Below are 22463 nucleotides of genomic sequence, written 5' to 3'. Positions count from 1 at the left end.
ATGAAGAACTTGCCGGTATCGAGATCGTCGAACTGGCTGGAATCGACGATGTTGCAGCCCTGGTCGGCCAGATAATTCGCGATCGCCGCAACAATCCCGCGCGTCGATTGACAGGAAACCGTGAGTACGTAATGCGTCATGCTATTCTCATCCGCTTGAAATTCATCGACATGTTGTGAAGAGTTGCGGTCTACATCCCTATCGGCCACCATCGGCCAGACGCCGCAGAAAGGCCTGCAGTTCCTCATCCTCGATCGAAACGAGGTGTTGCCGTTCCGGATAGGCGCCCGACCGGACATCCGCGGCAAACTCGGCGAAAGCGCCGATGCGCTCACGCTGTAACCGCTCATATTCGACGGCAAAGTTGCGATATTTCTTCGCGTGGCGCGGATAGTGACCACCATGACTGCCGAGCACATCGTCCGCAAAAAGATACTGGGCATCGCAGCCGCTTCCCGCTCCCATCGAGATCATCAGCATCGATGTATTCCGACTTATGGCTTCGGCGACATTACCCGGCACCACCTCGATCTCCACAGCGAAGGCGCCAGCCTCCTCCAGCGCCTTGGTCTGCCGCCAGACCTCGAGGGCGCTTGCCACCGTCTTGCCGACGGCGCGAAAACCGCCCGTCCAGGTCGCCTTGGAAGGAATAAGGCCGACATGGCCACAGACCGGAATGCCCTCCTCGCGCATCCGACGGATCGTCGGCAAGCCGGCGGCGCAATAGACCGCATCCCCGCCGGCCTTCAGCACCTTGAAAGCCTCGCGCATGTATTCTTCCGCCGAGACGTAATCGCCATATTCAAGACCGGGAATGGCAAAGGGTGTGGGTGCCGCTTCGCGGAAAGCCGGGCCGAGCAGCGCCGGCGGCACGGACACGATATCGATCCCCGCCGTCTCGGCCGCCTCGGCCTCCTCCAGCGACGTCACGCGCAACATCGTGAGCTGTCTGCTGCCTTTCATCGCCAGGAGATCGGCGACAGTCGCGCGGCTGTGTTTTTTCATGGAATTTTCCTCGGAAAGAGATGGAAACATTCATACGGCAAGCGGCGATTGCGGGTCCCGCGATGTTCGCAAAAAGGTACGGACAAAGTGGCCATAGACAGGCAGCCGTTCTTCCTCATCTCGATCATTCCAGCCTCCCGCGATACGCAAAATGCGTGCCCTACCTCTTGGCTCAAAGGATAGGCCGGGTTTACATCAGCCTCAATGCAAGCGTGATGGAATCTATCAAAAGCCATCAAGTATCCATCTCATTAATGATGGAATACATCATCAATCCATCTCCATCTTCACGATCTGCGAGATATTCACTGGGATATAACGCCGTTGTATCCATCTGGATATCATGCTAGCGGTCGACCTCTTCCAGGAGGACATCATCTTGCGCCGCAGCCGTATCGCCTTCATCGCCAAAATCGCTTTTGTGATCAGCAGCTTACTGCTCGCGACTCCCGCCCTTGCGGATCGTGTCGTGACCGACCAGATCGGCCGCCAGGTGCATGTCCCGGATACCGTCAACCGGGTCGTCATCCTGCAGCATCAGACGCTCAACATCGCCGTCCAGCTCGATGCGATGGACAAGGTGGTTGGCCTGCTCGACGAGTGGAAGAAGCAGCTCGGCGCCAACTATGTGCGGCTCGCACCGCAACTTCCGAAGCTTGCCATGCCGGGCGGCCTCACCAAGGTGAACATCGAGGAGTTGCTGAAGCTCAAGCCAGACGTGATCTTCGTCACCAATTATGCGCCGGCCGACATGATAAAGCAGATCGAGGATGCCGGCCTGCCGGTCGTCGCCATTTCCCTTCTCGACGTGCCGCCGCAGGAAGCGGTGAAGCTCAATCCCAGCGTCAAAGACGAACCCGCCGCAATCGATGCCGGGTTTGCGACGGGCGTACGCCTCATCGCCAATATTCTTGACCGCAAGGACAAGGGCGAGGAGATGATCACCGCTACCAAAAAGACCCGCAAGCTCATCGCCGACCGTCTCGCCGATCTCCCTGACGACAAGCGCGTGCCGGTCTATATGGCCAATCCCGACCTCACCACCTACGGCCACGGCAAATATACCGGCCTGATGATGGAGCGCGCCGGCGCCAGGAACGTCGCCAACGGGATCGCCGGCTTCAAGCAGGTGTCGATGGAGGATGTGCTCACCTGGAACCCGGCCGTGATCTTCGTGCAGGAGCGCTATCCGACCGTGGTCGACGAGATCAAGACCGCAGCGCCCTGGCAGACGATCGATGCCGTCAAGAATAGGAAAATCTATCTGATGCCCGAATATGCCAAGGCCTGGGGTTATCCGATGCCGGAAGCCATGGCGCTCGGTGAACTCTGGATGGCGAAGACGCTCTATCCCGACCGCTTTGCGGATATCGACATGCAGGCACAAGCGGACGCCTATTACAAAGAATTCTACCGCACAGACTATCGCCCGGGCCAATGAGCCCGGACGTGTTTTCGCCCCGCTCGCCTCGGGTGGCCATCGCTATCCTGACCGCCATGCTCGTCATCGTGGCGATCGGCTCTCTCGGCGTCGGTCGCTATGACATCTCCTTCGCCCGAGTGGTGCAGATCCTGCTGGCGCAGGTCTTTCCGCCGGAGACACCGGTAACCCCGACCGAGGCGAATGTCATCTTCACCGTGCGCCTGCCGCGTATCATACTCGCATTGCTATCTGGCGCGGGTCTCGCACTCTCCGGTGCCACGCTGCAGGGCGTCTTCCGCAATCCGCTCGTCGGTCCGCAAGTCATGGGCGTCTCCTCCGGCGCAGCCTTTGGCGGCACGCTCGCCATCCTCCTCAGCCTCTCGCGGGCGGGCCTGCTCGCCACGTCGTTCGCCTTCGGGCTATCGGCTCTTATCCTTGTCTATGCGCTGAACCGCATCGTGGCGCGGCGCAATATCCTGGCGCTGGTGCTGGCCGGCGTGGTGATCAGCGGCTTCTTCGGCGCGCTCGTCAGCCTCGTTCAGTATACAGCCGATACAGAAGACAAGCTGCCGGCCATGGTCTTCTGGCTGCTCGGCAGTTTCGCAACGGCCAATTGGGAAAAGCTAATCCTCATCGCCGGCCCGGTCCTCATTGGCAGCATCCTGCTTTTGGGCTTGCGCTGGCGCATCAACCTTCTGTCGATCGGCGACGAGGAGGCGCGCGCCCTCGGCGTCCGCGTCGAGCCGCTGCGCTGGTTGATTCTCATCCTCGTCTCGGCGATCGTTGCAGCGCAGGTGGCTGTCAGCGGCATCATCGGCTGGGTCGGCCTCATCGTGCCGCATATGGCGCGAATGCTGGTTGGCTCCGACCATCGGATGATGATGCCCGCGTCACTGATCATCGGCGCGCTATACCTCCTCGTCGTCGACGATGTCGCGCGCACGGCGACCGGCACGGAAATCCCGCTTGGGATTCTCACAGCGCTGATCGGCACGCCGATCTTCGTACTCGTTCTGTGGCAAACCCAGAGAGGCATCCATGGCGTCTGATCAGGCAATGCTGTGGATCGAAGCCGCCAGCCAATCCTATGACAGCATGCACTGGCAATTCCGCGACCTCGACCTCGGCCTGAAGGCGGGAGAGATTGTCGCCATTCTCGGTCCCAACGGCCGGGGAAAATCGACGCTGCTGCGGGTTCTTGCCGGCCTTCTGAAGCCGACCTCCGGCAAGCTGCGGCTGAATGCACGCACCGGTTTCGTGCCCCAGGAGTTCTCCGGCTCCTTTGCCTATTCGGTGCTGGACGTGGTGCTGATGGGCCGCGCCCGGCACATCGCGCTGTTCCAGACGCCGCGCAAGATCGATATCGAAAAGGCCATGGAAGCATTGTGCACCACCGGGATGGCGGATTACGCGTCACGCAATATCAACACGCTTTCCGGCGGCGAACGGCAACTCGTCCTGATTGCCCGCGCGCTCGCCGGCGAAAACGTCGTCTTGCTTCTCGATGAACCGGCTTCGGCGCTCGACCTGAAGAACCAGGATGTCGTGCTGTCACTGCTCGGCGAATTGGCGGATCGCGACAATCTCGCCATCGCCTTCACCACGCACCAGCCGAACCACGCACTGGCGGTCGCCGACCGCTCACTGCTGATGCTCGAACGGGCGCGCATCATCGTCGGTGAAACGGATGAGGTCGTCAATGAGGCCAATCTCGAGGACCTCTACGGCATTCCGGTGCGCTCCGCGCGCCTGGGCGACGGCGGCCAGGAGATCGCCTCCTTCGTACCGCTGTTCCGGCAAAGGGATCGGAAAGGAAGACATCCATGACCGAGCTTGCTCAGCCGCTGAGCGTTCTATCCGCAGGCAGTATGCGGCACGCTTTCCCGGCGATCATCGCGGCATTCCGCGAGCTGAACGATGTCCCGATATCCTTGACCCTCGGACCCGCCGGTCTGCTGCGGGAGCGCATCGAGGCGGGTGAGCATTTTGACCTCTTTGCCTCCGCCAACATGGCGCATCCCCGCCATCTGGCGGTACAGGGGATCAGCGACGATGCGGTCTGTTTCGCCCGCAACAAGCTTTGCGTGCTCGCGCGTAGCGACCTTGGCCTGACGACCACGAACCTTCTCGACGTCATCACCGATCCGAGGATCAAGATCGGTACGTCGACGCCAGGGGATGACCCCGCCGGCGACTATGCCTTCGAGGTCTTCGACCTGATCGAAGCCAAACATTCTGGTCTTGGCAAGCCGCTCAAGTCCCGCGCCCGGCAATTGGTCGGCGGGCGCAACTCACCGCCGACGCCGCCTAGCAAGGGCGCCGGCTGGCTGATCACCGATGGTGAAGCCGACCTCTCCCTGAGCTATTATTCGAATGCCCGCCTTTTGAAGAGTGATCCGGCTTTCAGTGTCGTCGCGCTTCCGGAAGAGTTCTCGCCGATCATTGAGTATGGCGTGACGATTCGCAAAGGCGTTTGCGCAGAAGCTGGGCAACTCCGGGATTTTCTGTTGTCCGGCGATGGCCAGCGGATCTTGGAACGGAATGGGTTTGAGCCCGTATGAACATGATAGCCCATCATGCGAATCGGTTAGGCCGGAACGTCCAGCACTGACACGCTTTGATGTTCTCGCTTGCAACACCGTCGCGCGATCCTTATATAGCGCAACGAGGACTGCGATCCTGCGTTACCATCCGTAGCGCCTCGAAGCCGTAGCTTGATATTAGCCGCTGCAATTTTTTGAACCGTAGCTCCCGTGCCCTCCGCACTCTCGCGTGACGGCGCTCCCACTATCCATTGTCATTGACGCTGGTCGAATGACCAGCTGAGGAAATTTATTGAACAACACAAATATCGCTGCCGCGCTTGCGGCGGTGAAGCCGCATGAACGCAATGAGGCCGTCAACCGGCCCGACAATAACTGGAAACCCTACCCCTGCCTTCTCACGCGTAAAGAGCTTGAGAAGCTGATCGCCGAACAACTCGGCTGACGGGGCAAAGATTTTATCAACATCAACAACAAGGAGAACAAATGCACATTCTGGTCAGAGACAACAATATCGAACAGGCGCTCAGGGTACTGAAAAAGAAGATGCAGCGCGAAGGTTTGTTCCGGGAAATGAAGGCACGGCAGTCTTATGAAAAGCCGTCCGAACGCCGCGTGCGGGAAAAAGCGCAGGCCATCAGCCGGCATCGCAAAGCGATGCGTAAGCAGATGCAGCGCGAAGGCCTGATCCCCGGCCCCAAGCGGAAGGCGCCGCCGGCGCGCTGACAGAATCCTACCATTTGATGCGATAGTTCACATTCACGTTGCCCGCTGGCGTCAAAGCCAGCGGATCGACGACGGAAGCCGTGAAATTGAGATTGGGCGCGATCGGCTGATTGAAGGCCAGCGTGCTTGAGACGGCACCTTTGAGGTCCGTCACCGCACCGTTCGCCGAAATCGACGTGCCGGTCCAGGGAAAGATCAACGTCACGCCCTGCGAGGCCGTGACGGATGTAGGCTGGCTCTGAGTCGCCACATAGTTTACATTCAACGCGCGTGTCGTCTGCAGATCGAGATCTTTCGAGACGATCCAGTTTCGCGAACGGCCGAGATAGAGCGTTCCGCTGCCTCGTAGCGTGTCCAGCCGGATCGCCACTTCACGGCGCGATTTGCTGGCAAAGTTGCGGCTATCGTCCACTGCCTTTCCCCAGAAGGTGGCAAGTTCGGTACCACTTAGGATCTTTCCGCCTGGGGCGCTTCCAAGTCCGATATCGGCGCCGGCACTCATTTCCCATGCCATCGGCAACCGAAAGCCGATCGTTGTCTGATAGGTCCGCGGAGCAACCTTGACCGGCGTCCAGATCAACAGATCACCGGCATCAGCCGTCCGAGACAGCGACACCGCGCTGACAAGCGCGCCAAGAAAAATGCGCGTTAAAACAAGTCTCATCACAAAAGCCCAATTAGCGTTTGTATCAACGCAAGCGCGCCGAAATGCTGCACCGACAGCCGAACGCGATGCGAAAAACCGCATTCCGCCTCGGCTTGATTTGGTTGTTGAGCGCCAATCCAGCGATGCATATCGGCACCCATCAGGCACCTGCACCGCCCATGCGAGAAAGACATTCCACTCGCATCAGGCAACTATCTTCGAAAGAATCCCATCCAGCGGACGGCTTGTAAACCCTTTGGGCTCAAGTTTTTTGCTGCGGTGCACATTTGCCGCACTCGCAAAATGACCGCCAAACCCATCAGGGGCGACCCCGATAGACAAATGCGGGCGGTTCGCTGAGGCCGTCGTCTTCGGCGCGAGTCGCGATATCCTGATGGAACGGCGAATGGATGCAGACGGGATCGGTCGCATCCGCACTGCCCGCAAGCGCCATGGCCTGGCAACGACAGCCGCCATGGTCAATGTGTTTTCGCGCGCAACTGCGACAGGGCTCCTGCATCCAGTCGTCACCGCGATAGGCGTTGAAGGCGCTGCCGTGATACCAGATGTCCGCGAGCGGCTTGTCCCGCACATTGTCAAAGGCAAGCGATGGAATCGTCTCCGCGGCGTGGCACGGCAACACGCGCCCCGATGGCGTGATGTTGAGCCCGGTGCGGCCCCAGCCTCCCATGCAGGCTTTCGGATAGCGGGAATGGTGATCGGCGGGCACGTAGTCGATGACCAGAATGCCATCCAGCCTCTTGCGCGCCTCCTCGACCAGCGCCGTCGTCTTCTCGACCTGCACCCGCGTCGGCATCAAGGCCGCGCGATTCTTCTCGGCCCACCCGTGGAACTGCACGGTTGCGATCTCGATCCGGCGCGCACCGAGTTCGACCGCGGTTGCGATCATGTCGCTGATCTGATCCATGTTCTGTTTGTGACAGACGGCGTTGACAGTCAACGGAATGCCGCTCTCGCGGATCCAGCCGGCAACCGCCAGTTTGCGGGCATAGCCGCCTTTATAATTGCCGACACGATCGGCCATTTCGGGTGTCGCACCCTGAATCGAAAGCTGGATGTGATCCAACCCGGCATCGGCCAGTTCCGTGAGACGAGGTTGCGTCAGCCCGATGCCGGAGGTGATGAGATTGGTGTAGAGGCCATAGGAAGCGGCGCCCTTGGTCAGGGCTGTCAGATCACGGCGCGCGACCGGTTCGCCGCCCGACAGATGCAAATGCAGGACACCCAGCTCTGCGGCCTGCCGGAAGGCGGACAACCATTCCTCGGTCGTCAATTCGTCGCGGCTTTGGGTCAGCGCCAGCGGATTGGAACAATAGGGACAGGCAAGCGGGCAGCGATGCGTCAATTCCGCCAGCATGGCAATCGGCGGCGGCGCGGCGATGCTGCGCTCCCTGCCATTGCTGGTTTCAAGATGATCGCTCACCGGCTCAGCTCCAACATCCGCCGGCTGGCAAAATCTCGGATGAAGGCGATCACGTCGTTCAGAATCTCCTCCTTCGGCGCCTCGAACTGCTGCGCGAATCCGGCGGCGATTTCGTCCAGCGTTCTCACTCCGTCGAGGGCACCGACGATCGCCACCGCAATTTCGTCCAATGCGAGCGCGCGCTCCGGTGCAAGCAGGATCGTCTGCCCGCGAGCCGCATCCTCACGCAGCCTGACGCCGCGTGCGAGCTTGGCAGTGGTCTGGCCGTCGATCTTGAGGGCGTCGTCCTCACTCATAATAGCACCCCTTCGCGCCCATCCCAGCCGCCAGGCGGGACAAGCCCGGGGCTAACATAGGCGTGGGAAAGCGCATCCAGCTGCGACCATAGGACGTCGGTCTTGAAGGTCAGGGCAGCGACGGAAGCATCCTGTTTCTCCAGCGTATCGGCATGGTCGAGAACGTAGTTCAGGCCGAACGCCACCTCTTTCGGCGCCTCGTTGAGGCGCTGGCGGAAGTAGGCGAGCGCACTGTCATTGGCAAAGGCGTAATGCTCGATCAGCCCGGCGATACGATTGGCGTGAATGGCCGGAGCAAACATCTCCGTCAGGGAAGAGGCGACCGCTTCCAGCATCGGCTTTTCGCGGACAAAATGAACATAGGCCTCGACCGCAAACCGCGTGCCGGCAAGCACGCCGCGTGTCGAGGCGACGTAGTCCGGATCAAGCCCCACCGCCTCGGCGAGCTTCAGCCAGCGGCGTATCCCGCCGCCTTCATCAACACCGCCGTCGTGATCCTCGATGCGATTGCGCCATGCCCGTCGCAGCTGCGGATCCTCGCAACGGGACAGGAAGGCAGCATCCTTCATCGGGATACGGCTTTGATAGTAATAGCGGTTGATGACCCAGGCCTGCACCTGGATCATGCTGCACTGACCACCATGCAACTGCTGATGAAACGGGTGTTTATCGTGATAGCGCACCTCGCCGACCGCGCGCAGGCGCGCTTCGAACGCTTCTCTATTGGCTGCCTGTCGCAAGCGTGATCTCCATTCCGTCATAGCCGACCGCGAAGCCGTGTCGCTCGAGCTCGGCGCGCTCCGGTCCAGCCCGCCAGATCGGGTTGGTATTGTTGATATGAATATAGATGCTCCGCCCGATCGACAGGTGAGACAACGCCTCGAGACTGCCATCGGGGCCGCTGATCGGCATGTGCCCCATCCGCCGGCCGGTCTTCTGGCCGGTGCCCGTCCTGATCATCTCGTCATCGGTGAAGACGGTGCCGTCGAAGAACAGCAGATCCGCGCGGGCAATTCGATCCGCCAGAGCAGCGCTTATCGCCCCACAGCCCGGAATGTAGAAGATACGCCGGGCGCCGACACGGAATTCCATGCCAACGGTCTGCTCGGTCTCAAGCCCAAGCTCCGGCTCGCCCTTCTCAAGATAAAGCGGAACCTTGCCGGCAACGGCAAAGAGCCTCGTTTCAAGGCCATCCAACGGAAAGAACGACGTCTCGAGTTCGATCGGTTTTTGCTTAACGTGAGCGGGATCGAGAACCTTGAAAATCGGATTCTCTTCCAGCGTCTGCAGCAACGCCCTTGTTGCATGGAGTTGAAAGGGCTGCTTTTCCCGCAACGTCAGAAGCCCCGCGACGTGATCGACATCGCCATTCGTCAGCACGACACTCTTGATCGGGCTATCACGCAATGCCTTGGGCCAAAGAGCCGGTCGATCAAGCAATTGCTGGCGGATATCCGGAGAAGCGTTCACAATCAGCCAGCTCCGGCCATCGACACTGATTGCCAGCGACGATTGCGTCTGCGGAGCAAGAATGCCCTGACGTGCCGCCGCACAGTTCGGGCAGCCGCAATTCCACTGCGGCAAGCCCCCTCCGGCGGCGGCGCCGAGCACAAGAAATCGAACAGTCAATCCGTTGCTTTCAGATGATCAGCGATCAAAACAGGATCGGCTCGGAACCATCGGCCGGTGCATACCGGTTGATTTCCATGCCGCAGCTTACCTCTACGAATTTCGGAGCGTGCCACTTCATAAGTCGTTCCTTTCGTCGGATTTGCAGTGCAAGATTAGCCTCAATTGCCCGCTGGGGCAATTTCAGATGGTCGTCTCTTAATGTCGTTTACGCCATGGCGTTCCTGGCCATCGCGATCACAATAAGTTGCTCTGAAAAATCGCCGCGCGGCCACTTGAGGGAGCCGATCGCCCGTGATCCGCGCGCCACCGTTTCATGTTTCTCTACCGGTACCGCCCACCATGATGATGAGTTGGCGCTCGTCGTGAATCCCTTCGCGGTACAACTCGATGATCGTAGCCGCAACCCGCTCGGCCTCCTCACTCTCTTTCGCAAGCTTCAATTCCACCAGAAGAGCATCAAAAGCGCGCTGACAAAGGTTCAAATCCAGTGAATCCAGCGGGTAATCATGCTTGCTGAGATATCTTCGGATCATCGCATTTTTCTCCTTTCTCGGGGCGATAGATGTGCTTGACGATAAGATATTTGGTGCCGGACAGGCCACCGCAAGGGCTGCATATTATTAGGTACATCGGAAATATGATTGGCGCTATTTTTTCCTGACTGCCTACTGCGCTGTTACTGGCAAATCGCCATTTAAGGCATCGGCAAACTTCCGCATTAGCCGGACAAGCTCATCGATATCATTGACATCCCAGGCTTCAAGAATCGCACCGCCGATCCTGTCGCGTGCAGCGTCCACCGCATCCGTCATGATCTTCCCCTTCGGAGCGATGACGGCCTCACGCACGCGGCGATCCGCGGCTGAGGCCTGACGCGCGACGAGATCGAGGCTTTCCAGCTTTGCCACCTGCCGGCTAACGGTCGTGTAGTCGCGGCCGACGCGGTCCGCGAGCTCGACAACGCCGATCGGGCCAAAACGCTCGATCCCGACCAGCAGTGGGAAAAGTGCGCGATCGAGTGGAATTCCGGCCTCCCTGATAAGCACTTCGTCACCCTGGGGCCGGTTTATGACAGCGACGATATCCAGCACCGCGGCATGCAGTTTCCGGAATTGAGACTTAATATGTGTATTTTGCACATTATTTCTTGATGTCACCGACGATCTCCTTTATGTGTGCATAATACACGCAAATTGGCCCACTGAAAAGGAAGTGAATAATGAAAGCAGCGATCGTACGAGAAGTGGGCGGACAGCCCGTTTATGAAGATTTCCAGACGCCCATTCCAGCCGCTGGCGAAAGTCTGGTGCATGTAAGCGCCGCCGCCATCAGCCAAGTTGTGAAGAGCCGAGCATCGGGCGCGCACTACAGTTCAGCCAATCAATTCCCCTTCGTGGTCGGAATCGACGGCGTGGGGCGACTGGAGGACGGACGGCGCGTTTACTTCGTGCTGCCGCGTGAGCCCTATGGCAGCATGGCGGACGCGGCACCCGTGCCATCCGATCGCTGCATCATGCTGCCCGATGAACTGGACGATGTGACAGCGGCGGCCATCGCCAACCCGGGAATGTCGTCCTGGGCGGCGTTTAGAGAGCGGGCGAAGCTCCAGCCGGGCGAGACCGTTCTGGTCAATGGCGCAACTGGAACGTCGGGCCGGCTCGCAGTCCAGATCGCCAAATATCTCGGCGCAAGCAAAGTCATCGCGACCGGCCGGAACACGGACAGCCTCAGGGCTCTCGAGAGACTAGGCGCCGATGTGACCATTCCCCTCACCCAGGACAAACCCATCCTGGAAGAGGCATTCAAGGAGCAATTCGCCGGCGGAGTAGACGTTGTTCTCGACTATCTGTGGGGTGAAAGCGCGGAAAGCCTCCTCACCTCCGCTGCAAAGGCAGGCAGGGGCGCTGTGCCGATCCGCTTCGTCCAGATTGGCGCAATCAGCGGCTCAGATATCAACCTTCCAGGCGCCGTGCTGCGCTCATCCGCCATTACCCTGATGGGCAGCGGCATAGGAAGCATTCCTCTTGACCGCCTGGTCAACGCGATTGCCGAACTGTTTCAGGCGACAGTGCCCGGAGGCTTCGAAATCGCCATGAAAATTGCCCCGCTCTCCGAGGTCGAGGAAGCCTGGCCACTCGACAACAGCAATCGGCGCACGGTCTTTACGATCGAACACTAGGCGCGATTGCTACGGATAACCGGTTTGCCATCGACCTGGGCTTTCGAAATATTCGGATGAGGGTCGTGCTGGTTGCGTGGCCGGAAGCAACCAGCACGGCGAGAAAGGCAGGGTCATTCATCGGGTCGAACTCCACAGCGCGCCATTCACGGCAACGCGCTGTTCCCGAACACGATCAGTTCACGCGGCTTTACCTCTTTCCAGGCATATATCATTGCGATGGCGGCGAAGGTCCGAACAAGATCGACCTGCTGACATCGATGCTGAACTGGGTCGAGAAGGGTACCGCTCCACAGGAGATCGTCGCCCGGCAGACGGCGGATGATGACGCCAGCGGCTTTGGACAGCCGAGCGGCGCGCCGACAAGGTTGTCCGGTCACGCACGGTCTGCCCCTATCCTTTCACCGCAAAATACGGCGGCAAGGGCGATCCGAACCTCACAGCCCGCTACACGCGCGGTGACCGTCAGGAAGCCGTCATCGAGCCTTGGGCTGGCGCGGATTTCTATCAGCCCTACAAACCCCACTCGGAATAGGCTTATGCGACCTCACGACGGCGAAGCTTCGCCGTCGTGTTCGTCTGCTTGAGACTATGCCGCGAGCAATCAGAACTCTACTGCAAAGCCTTTTCCATCACGCGCACCAGCCGCTCGGCAAAGGCACGCGGGTCGGCCGGCTTGTCGCCATCGAGGACACGCGCCTGGTCGAGCAGCAGGAATGCCGCGTCGTCGCGCAGGGACGACTGGTCACCCTTGGCGGCGATGGCCTTGACGAGCGGATGATCGCCATTGATTTCCAGGATCGGCTTTGCAGCGGATTGCAGTTGGCCGGCGCCCTGCAGGATTTTTTCGAGCTGGCGGTCATAGCCCTGTTCGGAAGCCACCAGGCAGACGGCGCTTTCGATGAGGCGATCCGATGCGCGAACATCGGAAACCTGATCCGAAAGCTTCTCCTTGGCGAAATCGATGAAGGCCTGAACCTCCGCCGGCGCTGCCTCGTCCTTGGTCGCGTCCTGCGCGACCTTGCTGAACTGGGCGAGATCGGCCGACCCTTGCGTGATCGACTTGAACGCCTTGCCTTCGAATTCCGGCGCGTTCGTCACCCAGAAGCTGTCGACGGAATCCGAGAGCAGCAGCACCTCGATGCCGCGGGCTCGAAATCCTTCGAGCTGCGGCGATGCCTTCAGCTGTTCGAGGCTATTGCCGGCGAGATAGTAGATCGCCTGCTGGCCTTCCTTGGCATCTTTGACGTAGTCGGCAAGAGAGCGATAGCCTTCTCCGGACGCCGTCGTGCGGAAGCGCGACAGCGCCACCAGTTGGCTGCGCCGCTCGTAGTCCTCGTAGATGCCTTCCTTGATCAAGCTTCCGAACGATTCCCAGAGTTTGAGGAAAGCATCATTGTCGCCTTCCGCAAGCTTCTCGATGGCGGTAATGATCCTGTTGGTGACGCCCTTGCGGATCGCCGAGAGGATGGCGCTTTCCTGGATCATTTCGCGCGAGACGTTCAGCGGCAGGTCGGCGGTGTCGACAAGACCGCGCACGAAGCGGAGATAGCGAGGCAGCAATTCCGCCTCATCGGTGATGAAGACACGCTTCACGTAGAGCTTCATGCGGCCCTTGCGATCCGGATCGAAGAGGTCGAAAGGCTGGGAACCGGGAATGAAGGCAAGCGCGGAATATTCGTGGCGGCCCTCGGCGCGAAAATGCACCGTCAATGCCGGCTCGTCATACTGGCCCGAAATGCCGCGATAGAAGTCGGTATATTCCTCGCTGGTGATATCGTTTTTCGATTTCGTCCACAGCGCCGTGCCGTCGGTCAGCTGCGTCGCCTCGGCACCGGGCTTTTCGGCAATCGTGATCGGCACGGGCACATGACCCGATTGCGCCTTGACGATGCGCTCGACGGTCCAGCGGGATGCGTAGCTCTTGGCATCCTCCATCAGATGCAAGGTGATGCGCGTGCCGCGGTCCGGCGCTTCGCTGACATCGATCGGGCTGACGCTGTAGCCGCCCTTGCCGTCGGAGGACCAGAGCCAGGCATCATCCGTGCCGGCGCGGCGCGAGACGACATCGACGCGATCGGCGACCATGAAGCAGGAATAGAAGCCAACGCCGAACTGCCCAATGAGCTGAGCGCCCTCGCCCTGCTTGTTGGCTTCGATGCGCTCCATGAAGGCGCGCGTACCGGAGCGGGCGATTGTTCCGAGCGCCTCGATCATCTCATCGCGGCTCATGCCGATGCCGTTATCCTCGACAACAAGCCGGCTGCCCTCGTCATCCAGCGTCAGCAGGATACGGCTGTCAGGATCGCTTGCCAGCAGCGAAGGCGTGGCGATCGCCTCGTATCGCAGCTTCTCACAGGCGTCGGCCGCGTTCGAAATCAGCTCGCGTAGAAATACATCCTTATCGGAATAAACCGAGTGAACCATCATATGCAGAAGACGGGCAACGTCGGCCTCAAAAACATGGCTTTCGGCGGGATTTTCTGCGGTGGTTGTCGTCATGTGCGTCTCGTCTCCTGGGAATATTAAAAGTCGCGCCGAAGAGGTGGCGGAAGAAGGGAGAAATTTCAAGTTGATGTCGCTTAATTACGCATAAGACGATGTGCTTTTATTGCCTCGGGAAATCTCTGCGCGGCTTTGGTGTCGAGGACCGCGACCTAGGCTTCGCCACAGAACGACGGGATTGAATATTTTTTAGGCACGCATGACATCGCCTAATATTTTGGCGCATGGCTTGCCCGCTTTGTTGCGTTGCGCCATAAAGGCGGCATGAGCCGCCTGGATCTGACCATTCTTGTGATCGACGAAAATACCATCCGCGCTTCGATCATCGAAGAGGGGTTGCGGGAGGCCGGTCATGCGCGCGTGACAGTCATCCACGAGGTCCATGGCGTGGCACGCACGATCGAGACCCTCAAGCCCGACGTGATCATCATCGATATCGAGAACCCGAACCGCGACATGATGGAGCATCTGTTCCAGCTGACACGGACGGTCGGACGCCCGATCGCCATGTTCGTCGACCGCTCCGATACGGCTTCGATCGAGGCGGCCGTCGATGCCGGCGTTTCGGCCTATATCGTCGACGGGCTGAAGAAGGAGCGGGTGAAGCCAATACTCGACATGGCCGTCAGTCGCTTCAATGCCTTCAGCCGGTTGCAACGCGAGCTTGCCGATGCAAAATCGGCGCTGGAAGAGCGCAAGATCGTCGAGCGTGCCAAAGGCATCCTCATGAAGATGCGCGGCCTGTCGGAAGAGGAAGCCTTCACGCTCCTTCGGCAGACGGCGATGAACGAGAAGAAGAAGATTTCCGATATCGCGCAAAGCGTCGTCACGGCCGCGGGCCTGTTGATGTGACGCCGGCCTGCGGTGAAGCAAGTTTCCGGAGGAAACCGGAGTGGATATGATGAACAGCAGCAGTTCCGGCAGCAATCTCGCATCGCCGTTCCGCCTGACAGGCGAAGGACCGAAGGTTCTGCGCGCGGGATTCATCCCGCTTGTCGACGCATCGGTCCTGATCGCGGCAGCGGAATTCGGCTTTGCACGGAAGGAAGGCATCACGCTCGACCTCGTCAAGGATGTCTCCTGGGCTAATGTCCGGGATCGCCTTGCCTTTCGTCAGTTCGACATCGCCCACATGCTGTCGCCGATGCCGGTTGCCTCGATGCTGGGGCTTGGCTCCAACCCCTCTCCGACCATCACGCCCTTCTCTCTTGGCAGCGGCGGCAATGCCATCACGCTGTCGACGCGGCTGTTCGATCGTATGCGAGAGGAAACGGGCTTGTCAGACCTGGCGAGTGCCTTGGAGAATGCCCGGGCGCTGGCGGCCGTGACCAAGCAGATGAAGGCGCGCGGCGAGCAACCTCCGACGCTTGGCATGACCTACCCCTTCTCCTCGCACAACTACGAATTCCGTTACTGGCTTGCCGCCGGCGGTATCGATCCCGATCAGGATGTGAAGCTTGTCGTCGTCCCGCCGCCGTTGACATCCGACGCGCTCGCGGCCGGCGCCATCGACGGTTTCTGCGTCGGCGCGCCCTGGAACATGGTGGCCTCCGAGCGAGGCGTCGGCCGCATCGTCGCCGCCAAGCAGGATATCTGGCCCTCCGCCCCGGAGAAGGTCATCGGCATGCGGCCGGACTGGGCCGAAAGCCATCCCGAAACCGTCTCCCGCCTGCTCGTGGCACTCGATGCGGCAGCACGCTGGTGCGACCGGGCGGAAAATCACGATGCACTTGCCGAAGCGCTCGCCGATCAGCGCTATATCGCTGCCCCCGTCGGCATTATCCGCAACGTGCTTGCCGGCGAGTTCGGACTCGATGCCAAGGGCAATCGCAGGGTGATCGACAGATACTTCAGCTTCCATGCCGGCTTCGCCAATTATCCACGCCCCAGCCAGGCACTGTGGATTCTCAGCCAGATGGTGCGCTGGGGCCAGAGTGCCCTCTCCGAACACAATATACGCATGGCCGCTTCCGCCTATCGGCCCGACCTCTACCGGCTGGCGCTCGGCAATGACGCCGCTCCCGCCGATGCCGATATCCGCGTGGAAGGGGACAGCGACGGCGATCGCTTCATGGATGGGTTCGTCTTCGATCCCTCGGACATGACCTCCTATGTCGCGGGATTTGCAGTCAAGGCAAAGACGCAGATAGCATCTTCGGGCGAAGAGATCTGACAACCGGCAGACGCTGCATTGCATAAAATCGACGCAGGCCAACGTGCCGCCACGACAGCATGCGCCCAAAATATTTGCAGACCTCTCCTTCGCTCCCAAAATAGGCAAGGCTAGGCGAATGGGAATAACATCAATATTTTCAGTACAATACACCAATTGAAGGCAGTTGGCACGCCGCTTGCTTGGTAAACATTGCTTCGATCAACGGCGATCGAAGTAAGCCGAGCGCGAGAAATGCGCTCGCAGTGACATTGACGTCGCAAGGTTTTTGCCCCGAGGGACTCTCCCAAGTCCCGGGCTGCATCAACCGAGCGGCGTTTTTTTATTCCCAAAAATCCGTCAGACACCAGCAGAGGGGCCCGCATATGAAGACGATCCTGTCCGGCAGCTTTACGCGCCGTAACCTATTGAAGACCTCCGGTACCGCAGCCCTTATCTGTGCGGTGAAGACTGCCTTCCCCTCCGGCGCCTTCGCGGCCACGAGCGGACCGGAAGTCTCCGGCGCCAAGCTCGGCTTCATCGCGCTCACCGATTCAGCGCCGCTGGTCATCGCCAAGGAGAAAGGTCTCTTCGCAAAACACGGCCTGCCGGATGTCGACGTTGAAAAGCAGGCATCCTGGGGCGCGACCCGCGACAATCTCGTGCTCGGAGGCGCTGCCAACGGCATCGACGGCGCACACATCCTCTCGCCGCTTCCCTATCTCATGCACACGGGCAAGGTCACGCAGAACAACCAGCCGGTGCCGATGGCCCTCCTGGCGCGCCTCAACTACGACAGCCAGGCCATCTCCGTCGCCAAGGAATATTCCGATACCGGCGTTCAACTGGATGCTTCCAAGCTGAAGGCCGCCTTCGACGCCAAGCGCGCGGCCGGCAAGGAAATCAAGGCCGCCATGACCTTCCCCGGCGGCACCCATGATCTCTGGATCCGCTATTGGCTCGCCGCAGGCGGCATCGACCCCGACAAGGACGTCTCGACCATCGTCGTGCCACCGCCGCAGATGGTGGCGAACATGAAGGTGGGCAACATGGACGTCTTCTGTGTCGGAGAACCCTGGAACGAACAGCTCGTCAATCAGGGCATCGGCTTCACGGCCTGTACCACCGGCGAAATCTGGAAGGGCCATCCGGAAAAGGCGCTCGGCATGCGTGCCGAATGGATCGAGAAGAATCCCAATGCCGCCAAGGCACTGCTGATGGCCGTCATGGAGGCCCAGCAATGGTGCGACAGCATGGACAACAAGGACGAGATGGCAACCATCCTCGGCAAGCGACAGTGGTTCAACGTGCCGCCCAAGGATATTCTTGGCCGCCTCAAGGGCGACATCAACTATGGCAATGGGCGCGTCGCCAACGGAACCGACCTTTACATGAAGTTCTGGAAGGGCGGTGTTTCCTATCCCTTCCAGAGCCATGACGCCTGGTTCATCACCGAGAACATGCGCTGGGGCAAGTTCGCGCCAAATACCGACGTCAAGAAACTGGTCGGCGAGGTGAACCGCCAGGATATCTGGCGCGAAGCCGCCAAGGATCTTGGCGTGGCCGCTGCCGACATTCCGGCCTCGACCTCACGCGGCAAGGAAACTTTCTTCGACGGCAAGGTCTTCGATCCGGAGAACCTTTCCGCCTATCTCGAAAGCCTCTCCATCAAGGTGGCGTCGTGATGATCGGTGTCATGCCTCAAGAGCTCCGCACTCTCCGCGTCGCGCAAGATTCAAGGACCTGATTCATGTCTGCAACAGCCCGCAAACAGGAAGTCATCGCGACGGCCGCACCGCAAGACGAAAGCCGCGTCGTGAAACTCTCCGCCCGCCCCGTTCGCCGCATTGATGTCAAGCTCATCGCACTGGCAACCCTGCGTGCCGTCGTGCCGCCGCTGGTCGTGCTCATCATCCTGCTCGGCGTCTGGCAGCTCCTCTGTGAGCAGCCCGGCGCCAGCCTGCCACCACCGTCCCAGGTCTGGCAGGAGAGCTACGATCTCATAGCCTACCCCTTCTTCTATAACGGTCCCCAGGATATCGGCCTGGCCTGGCGCGTGCTCATTTCCCTGCAGCGCGTTGCCTATGGCTTCGGTCTTGCCGCCATTGCCGGCGTCTTGATCGGCGCGCTAATCGGACAGTCGATCTGGGCGATGCGGGGCCTCGATCCGATCTTCCAGATCCTGCGCACCGTGCCACCGCTCGCCTGGCTGCCGCTGTCGCTCGCCGCGTTTCAAAATTCCAGCCCTTCGGCGATCTTCGTGATTTTCATCACCTCGATCTGGCCAGTGATCATCAATACCGCTGTCGGCGTGCGCAACATCCCGCAGGATTATCGCAACGTCGCCAGGGTACTGCGGCTGAACCAGATCGAATTCTTCTTCCGCATCATGGTGCCCGCTGCCGCCCCCTATATCTTCACGGGCCTGCGCATCGGCATCGGCCTGTCCTGGCTTGCCATCGTCGCAGCCGAAATGCTGACGGGCGGCGTTGGCATCGGCTTCTTCATCTGGGACGCCTGGAACTCCTCGCGCCTGCCCGACATCATCGTCGCCCTCACCTATATCGGCATCACCGGTTTCATCCTCGACAAGCTGGTCGCCGCCATCGGCGCCTTTGTCACGCGCGGCGCCACGGCCAATTAAGGAAAGCATGATGACCAGCTCCTATCTCAAGCTTGATCACATCGACAAATATTTCGACCGCGGCGGCCAACGGGCGGAGGTGCTGAAGGGCATCAATCTCGTCATCGGCAAGGGTGAGTTCGTCTCGATCATCGGCCATTCCGGTTGCGGCAAGTCGACCCTGCTTAACCTGATCGCCGGTCTGACCCCGGTCTCGGCCGGCGCGGTGCTGCTGGAAAACCGGGAGGTCAATGCGCCCGGCCCCGAGCGCGCCGTCGTCTTCCAGAACCATAGCCTCCTGCCCTGGCTGACCGTCTATGAAAACGTCAATCTTGCTGTTTCGAAACTGTTTCGCGGCACGAAAACCAAGGCCGAGCGCCATGATTGGGTGATGCGCAATCTCGACCTGGTGCAGATGGCGCATGCCAAGGACAAGCGCCCTTCGGAAATCTCCGGCGGCATGAAACAGCGCGTGGGCATTGCCCGGGCGCTCGCCATGGAACCGAAGATCCTGTTGCTGGACGAGCCCTTCGGCGCGCTCGACGCGCTGACGCGCGCGCATCTGCAGGATGCGGTGATGGATATCCATGCCCGCCTCGGCAGCACCATGGTGATGATCACCCATGATGTCGACGAGGCCGTGCTGCTCTCCGACCGCATCGTGATGATGACCAACGGACCGGCCGCCTATATCGGCGATGTGCTCGACGTGCCGATCGCCCGGCCGCGCAACCGCCTCGAGCTTGCCGCTGACCGAACCTATCTCAAATGCCGCGAAGCTGTGTTGAAGTTCCTCTACGAACGCCACCGCTTTGTCGAAGCGGCGGAGTAAGCCCATGACCCAGAAACTTGTCATCATCGGCAATGGCATGGCGCCCGGGCGCATGCTGGAACATCTCCTCGAAAAGGCGCCGGACCTCTATCAGGTCACCATCTTCAACGCCGAACCGCGCGTCAACTACGACCGCATCATGCTTTCCCCGGTCCTTTCAGGCGAAAAGGACTACGAGCAGATCATCATCCATGGCGATGGCTGGTACATCAAGAACAACATCACCCTCTACAAGGGCCACAAGATCGTCGCCATCGATCGCGCCAACAAGACCGTCACCTCGGATCATGGCGTCACGGAGAGCTACGACAAGCTGGTGATTGCAACCGGCTCCGTGCCCTTCATCATTCCCGTTCCCGGAGCAAACCTGCCGGGCGTCCTGAGCTATCGCGATCTGGACGACGTCAATGCCATGCTGCTTGCTGCGCAGTCCCGTGCCAAAGCGGTCGTCATCGGCGGCGGCCTGCTGGGTCTCGAAGCCGCAGCTGGCCTCAATCTGCGCGGCATGGATATCACCGTATTGCACGTCAATTCGACGCTGATGGAGCGCCAGCTCGACCCTGCCGCAGGCTACCTCCTGGAAAAAGCGATCGAGGAGCGCGGCATCAAGGTCATCACCAAGGCCAACACCAAGGCGATCGTCGGCAACGGCAAGGTCGAGGGCGTCGAGCTCTCCGACGGCACCGTCGTTCCGGCAACGCTGGTAGTGATGGCGGTCGGCATCCGCCCGAGCGCCGGGCTTGCCAAGGATGCCGGACTTGCCGTCAATAGAGGCATTGTCGTCGATGCCGGCATGAGCACATCTGACGGCGATATTTACGCAATCGGCGAATGCGCCGAAGTCGGCGGGCAGGTCTACGGCCTGGTGGCGCCGCTCTACGAAATGGCGCGCGTCGCGGCGGCGCAGCTTGCCGGCGAGACCTCAGCCGGATTCGTGCATTCGGACACGCCAACCAAGCTCAAGGTCACCGGCATCGATCTGTTTTCGCTTGGAGACTTCGCTGATGGCGACGATCGCGAGGAGATCGTGCTGCGCGATGCCTCGGCCGGCGTCTACAAGCGGCTGGTGCTGAAAGACAACCGCATCATCGGTACCGTGCTCTACGGCGAAACCGCCGATGGCGCCTGGTTCAACGATTTGAAAAAGAAGGCCACCGATATCTCGGAGATGCGCGAGACGCTGATCTTCGGACAGGCCTACCAGGGAGGGTCGCCGCTGGACCCTATGGCGGCCGTTGCAGCCTTGCCGGATGATGCGGAAATCTGCGGCTGCAACGGCGTCTGCAAGGGCAAGATCACATCAACAATCACCGCCAAGGGGCTGACATCGCTCGACGATGTGCGCGCCCATACCAAGGCATCGGCCTCCTGCGGCTCCTGCACCGGCCTTGTCGAACAGCTGATGTCGATCACGCTTGGTGACAGCTATAACCCGGCTGCCGTGCAGCCGATGTGCACCTGCACCGAACTTGGACATGACGACGTCAGAAGACTCATAAAAGCCAAGGGGTTGAAAACAATTCCTGCGGTTATGCAAGAACTGGAGTGGAAAACCTCCTGCGGCTGCGCTAAATGCCGACCGGCACTGAACTATTACCTCGTCTGCGACTGGCCGGACGAATATGCCGACGACTATCAGTCGCGTTTCATCAATGAGCGCGTCCACGCCAATATCCAGAAGGACGGCACTTATTCGGTCGTCCCGCGTATGTGGGGCGGCGTAACCAATTCCGGCGAGCTGCGCGCCATCGCCGATGTCGTCGACAAGTTCGAAATCCCGATGGTGAAGGTGACCGGCGGCCAGCGCATCGACCTGCTCGGCATCCAGAAGGAGGATCTACCCGCCGTCTGGGCCGACCTCGGCAAGGCCGGCTTCATCTCCGGCCAGGCCTATGCCAAGGGTCTGCGCACCGTGAAGACCTGCGTCGGCTCCGACTGGTGCCGCTTCGGCACGCAGGATTCGACCGGCCTCGGCATCCGTATCGAGAGGTTCATGTGGGGCTCGTGGACGCCGGCAAAGCTCAAGATGGCCGTGTCCGGCTGTCCGAGAAACTGCGCCGAAGCGACCTGTAAGGACATCGGCGTCATCTGCGTGGATTCGGGCTTCGAGATCCATTTCGCCGGGGCCGCCGGCCTCGACATCAAGGGCACGGAAGTGCTCGGCCTCGTCAAGACTGAGGATGAGGCGCTGGAGCATATCGTGGCGCTGACGCAGATGTACCGCGAACAGGGCCGCTATCTCGAACGCATCTACAAATGGGCAAAGCGCATCGGCCTCGACGAGATCCGCCGGCAGATCATGGGAGATGCCGACAAGCGCAAGGCTTATTACGACCGCTTCGTCTTTAGCCAGAAATTCGCACAGGTCGATCCCTGGTCGGAGCGGGTCTCCGGCAAGGACAAGCATGAATTCCGGCCGATGGCGACGGTTGGCTTCCATCAGGCGGCGGAGTGAGA

The 22463-nt window shown here is 60.2% G+C and carries 25 protein-coding genes; 14 read left to right on the top strand and 11 right to left on the bottom strand.

Annotated features, from left to right (window positions below; genetic code table 11):
- Both AB6803_RS23440 and AB6803_RS23435 read right to left on the bottom strand, forming a co-directional pair.
- Window positions 1-140 (bottom strand): ACT domain-containing protein (locus tag AB6803_RS23440; RefSeq protein ID WP_371111148.1); only part of this gene is annotated, 140 nt, incomplete at its 3' end.
- Window positions 141-198: 58 nt separating this feature from the next.
- Window positions 199-1005, bottom strand: coding sequence for a 3-methyl-2-oxobutanoate hydroxymethyltransferase (locus AB6803_RS23435; RefSeq protein WP_371111139.1), 807 nt, complete (start codon window positions 1003-1005; stop codon window positions 199-201).
- A gap of 343 nt (window positions 1006-1348) precedes the next feature.
- On the opposite strand from AB6803_RS23435, the gene AB6803_RS23430 reads away from it, so the two are divergent.
- The 6 genes from AB6803_RS23430 to rpsU all read left to right on the top strand — a co-directional run bounded on the left by AB6803_RS23430 (window position 1349) and on the right by rpsU (window position 5697).
- On the top strand, window positions 1349-2446 hold the full coding sequence (locus tag AB6803_RS23430; RefSeq protein WP_371111138.1) for an ABC transporter substrate-binding protein: 1098 nt from the start codon (window positions 1349-1351) through the stop codon (window positions 2444-2446).
- Window positions 2443-3477: a FecCD family ABC transporter permease gene (locus tag AB6803_RS23425; RefSeq protein ID WP_371111137.1), complete on the top strand. Its 1035-nt coding sequence runs from the start codon at window positions 2443-2445 to the stop codon at window positions 3475-3477. Before AB6803_RS23430 ends, AB6803_RS23425 begins: the two co-directional genes overlap by 4 nt.
- Window positions 3467-4255: an ABC transporter ATP-binding protein gene (locus tag AB6803_RS23420; RefSeq protein ID WP_371111136.1), complete on the top strand. Its 789-nt coding sequence runs from the start codon at window positions 3467-3469 to the stop codon at window positions 4253-4255. Before AB6803_RS23425 ends, AB6803_RS23420 begins: the two co-directional genes overlap by 11 nt.
- The gene (locus AB6803_RS23415) at window positions 4252-4989 is read left to right on the top strand and encodes a molybdate ABC transporter substrate-binding protein (RefSeq protein WP_371111135.1); all 738 of its coding nucleotides are present in this window, start codon (window positions 4252-4254) and stop codon (window positions 4987-4989) included. Before AB6803_RS23420 ends, AB6803_RS23415 begins: the two co-directional genes overlap by 4 nt.
- Window positions 4990-5263: 274 nt before the next feature.
- Window positions 5264-5416, top strand: a complete 153-nt coding sequence (locus AB6803_RS23410) for a hypothetical protein (protein ID WP_371111134.1) — start codon at window positions 5264-5266, stop codon at window positions 5414-5416.
- Window positions 5417-5457: 41 nt separating this feature from the next.
- Window positions 5458-5697 (top strand): 30S ribosomal protein S21, encoded by a 240-nt coding sequence (gene rpsU / locus AB6803_RS23405; protein ID WP_007692858.1) that lies wholly within the window; start codon window positions 5458-5460, stop codon window positions 5695-5697.
- Window positions 5698-5704: 7 nt separating this feature from the next.
- Here rpsU and AB6803_RS23400 read toward each other — a convergent pair whose 3' ends face one another.
- The 8 genes from AB6803_RS23400 to AB6803_RS23365 all read right to left on the bottom strand — a co-directional run bounded on the left by AB6803_RS23400 (window position 5705) and on the right by AB6803_RS23365 (window position 10872).
- Window positions 5705-6361, bottom strand: coding sequence for a hypothetical protein (locus AB6803_RS23400; RefSeq protein WP_371111133.1), 657 nt, complete (start codon window positions 6359-6361; stop codon window positions 5705-5707).
- Between the two features lie 301 nt (window positions 6362-6662).
- The gene (gene pqqE, locus AB6803_RS23395; RefSeq protein ID WP_371111132.1) at window positions 6663-7787 is read right to left on the bottom strand and encodes a pyrroloquinoline quinone biosynthesis protein PqqE; all 1125 of its coding nucleotides are present in this window, start codon (window positions 7785-7787) and stop codon (window positions 6663-6665) included.
- Window positions 7784-8083 carry a pyrroloquinoline quinone biosynthesis peptide chaperone PqqD gene (pqqD, locus tag AB6803_RS23390; RefSeq protein ID WP_371111131.1) on the bottom strand — a complete coding sequence of 100 codons (300 nt, stop codon included), beginning with the start codon at window positions 8081-8083 and terminating at the stop codon, window positions 7784-7786. The genes pqqE and pqqD overlap by 4 nt, the downstream gene beginning before the upstream one ends.
- A complete protein-coding gene (pqqC, locus tag AB6803_RS23385) occupies window positions 8080-8844 on the bottom strand; it encodes a pyrroloquinoline-quinone synthase PqqC (RefSeq protein WP_371111130.1) in 765 nt (254 codons plus the stop codon). The genes pqqD and pqqC overlap by 4 nt, the downstream gene beginning before the upstream one ends.
- Complete coding sequence (gene pqqB / locus AB6803_RS23380; protein ID WP_371111129.1) at window positions 8804-9712, bottom strand: pyrroloquinoline quinone biosynthesis protein PqqB; 909 nt, start codon at window positions 9710-9712, stop codon at window positions 8804-8806. Before pqqB ends, pqqC begins: the two co-directional genes overlap by 41 nt.
- A gap of 25 nt (window positions 9713-9737) precedes the next feature.
- On the bottom strand, window positions 9738-9833 hold the full coding sequence (gene pqqA / locus AB6803_RS23375) for a pyrroloquinoline quinone precursor peptide PqqA (RefSeq protein WP_007692844.1): 96 nt from the start codon (window positions 9831-9833) through the stop codon (window positions 9738-9740).
- Between the two features lie 193 nt (window positions 9834-10026).
- Entirely contained in the window at window positions 10027-10248 is a 222-nt protein-coding gene (locus AB6803_RS23370; RefSeq protein ID WP_371111128.1) for a hypothetical protein, read from the bottom strand.
- Between the two features lie 132 nt (window positions 10249-10380).
- Window positions 10381-10872 (bottom strand): MarR family winged helix-turn-helix transcriptional regulator, encoded by a 492-nt coding sequence (locus tag AB6803_RS23365; RefSeq protein WP_371111127.1) that lies wholly within the window; start codon window positions 10870-10872, stop codon window positions 10381-10383.
- Window positions 10873-10934: 62 nt separating this feature from the next.
- Here AB6803_RS23365 and AB6803_RS23360 point away from each other — a divergent pair, with 62 nt between their 5' ends.
- Both AB6803_RS23360 and AB6803_RS23355 read left to right on the top strand, forming a co-directional pair.
- Window positions 10935-11894 carry a zinc-binding alcohol dehydrogenase family protein gene (locus AB6803_RS23360; RefSeq protein WP_371111126.1) on the top strand — a complete coding sequence of 320 codons (960 nt, stop codon included), beginning with the start codon at window positions 10935-10937 and terminating at the stop codon, window positions 11892-11894.
- 56 nt (window positions 11895-11950) lie between these two features.
- Window positions 11951-12481 (top strand): tannase/feruloyl esterase family alpha/beta hydrolase, encoded by a 531-nt coding sequence (locus tag AB6803_RS23355; protein WP_371111125.1) that lies wholly within the window; start codon window positions 11951-11953, stop codon window positions 12479-12481.
- Between the two features lie 25 nt (window positions 12482-12506).
- Here the strand turns inward: AB6803_RS23355 and htpG are convergent, their stop codons facing one another.
- On the bottom strand, window positions 12507-14396 hold the full coding sequence (gene htpG, locus AB6803_RS23350) for a molecular chaperone HtpG (protein WP_371111124.1): 1890 nt from the start codon (window positions 14394-14396) through the stop codon (window positions 12507-12509).
- Window positions 14397-14663: 267 nt separating this feature from the next.
- Here htpG and AB6803_RS23345 point away from each other — a divergent pair, with 267 nt between their 5' ends.
- From AB6803_RS23345 to nirB, 6 genes are all read left to right on the top strand, one after another.
- The gene (locus AB6803_RS23345) at window positions 14664-15251 is read left to right on the top strand and encodes an ANTAR domain-containing response regulator (RefSeq protein ID WP_007692813.1); all 588 of its coding nucleotides are present in this window, start codon (window positions 14664-14666) and stop codon (window positions 15249-15251) included.
- 49 nt (window positions 15252-15300) lie between these two features.
- Window positions 15301-16572: a CmpA/NrtA family ABC transporter substrate-binding protein gene (locus AB6803_RS23340; protein ID WP_371111147.1), complete on the top strand. Its 1272-nt coding sequence runs from the start codon at window positions 15301-15303 to the stop codon at window positions 16570-16572.
- Between the two features lie 365 nt (window positions 16573-16937).
- Window positions 16938-18236 carry a CmpA/NrtA family ABC transporter substrate-binding protein gene (locus AB6803_RS23335; RefSeq protein WP_371111123.1) on the top strand — a complete coding sequence of 433 codons (1299 nt, stop codon included), beginning with the start codon at window positions 16938-16940 and terminating at the stop codon, window positions 18234-18236.
- Between the two features lie 65 nt (window positions 18237-18301).
- Window positions 18302-19195, top strand: a complete 894-nt coding sequence (ntrB, locus tag AB6803_RS23330; RefSeq protein ID WP_371111122.1) for a nitrate ABC transporter permease — start codon at window positions 18302-18304, stop codon at window positions 19193-19195.
- A 10-nt stretch (window positions 19196-19205) separates the two neighbouring features.
- Window positions 19206-20006 (top strand): ABC transporter ATP-binding protein, encoded by an 801-nt coding sequence (locus tag AB6803_RS23325; protein ID WP_371111146.1) that lies wholly within the window; start codon window positions 19206-19208, stop codon window positions 20004-20006.
- Window positions 20007-20010: 4 nt separating this feature from the next.
- Entirely contained in the window at window positions 20011-22461 is a 2451-nt protein-coding gene (gene nirB, locus AB6803_RS23320; RefSeq protein ID WP_371111121.1) for a nitrite reductase large subunit NirB, read from the top strand.
- Window positions 22462-22463 lie beyond the last annotated feature (2 nt).

Origin of the sequence: Rhizobium sp. RCC_161_2, from assembly GCF_041355235.1 — a bacterium.
Classification (GTDB): domain Bacteria; phylum Pseudomonadota; class Alphaproteobacteria; order Rhizobiales; family Rhizobiaceae; genus Rhizobium.
The sequence above is the reverse complement of the archived record's forward strand: the minus strand, read 5'-3'. Positions and strand labels throughout refer to the sequence as shown.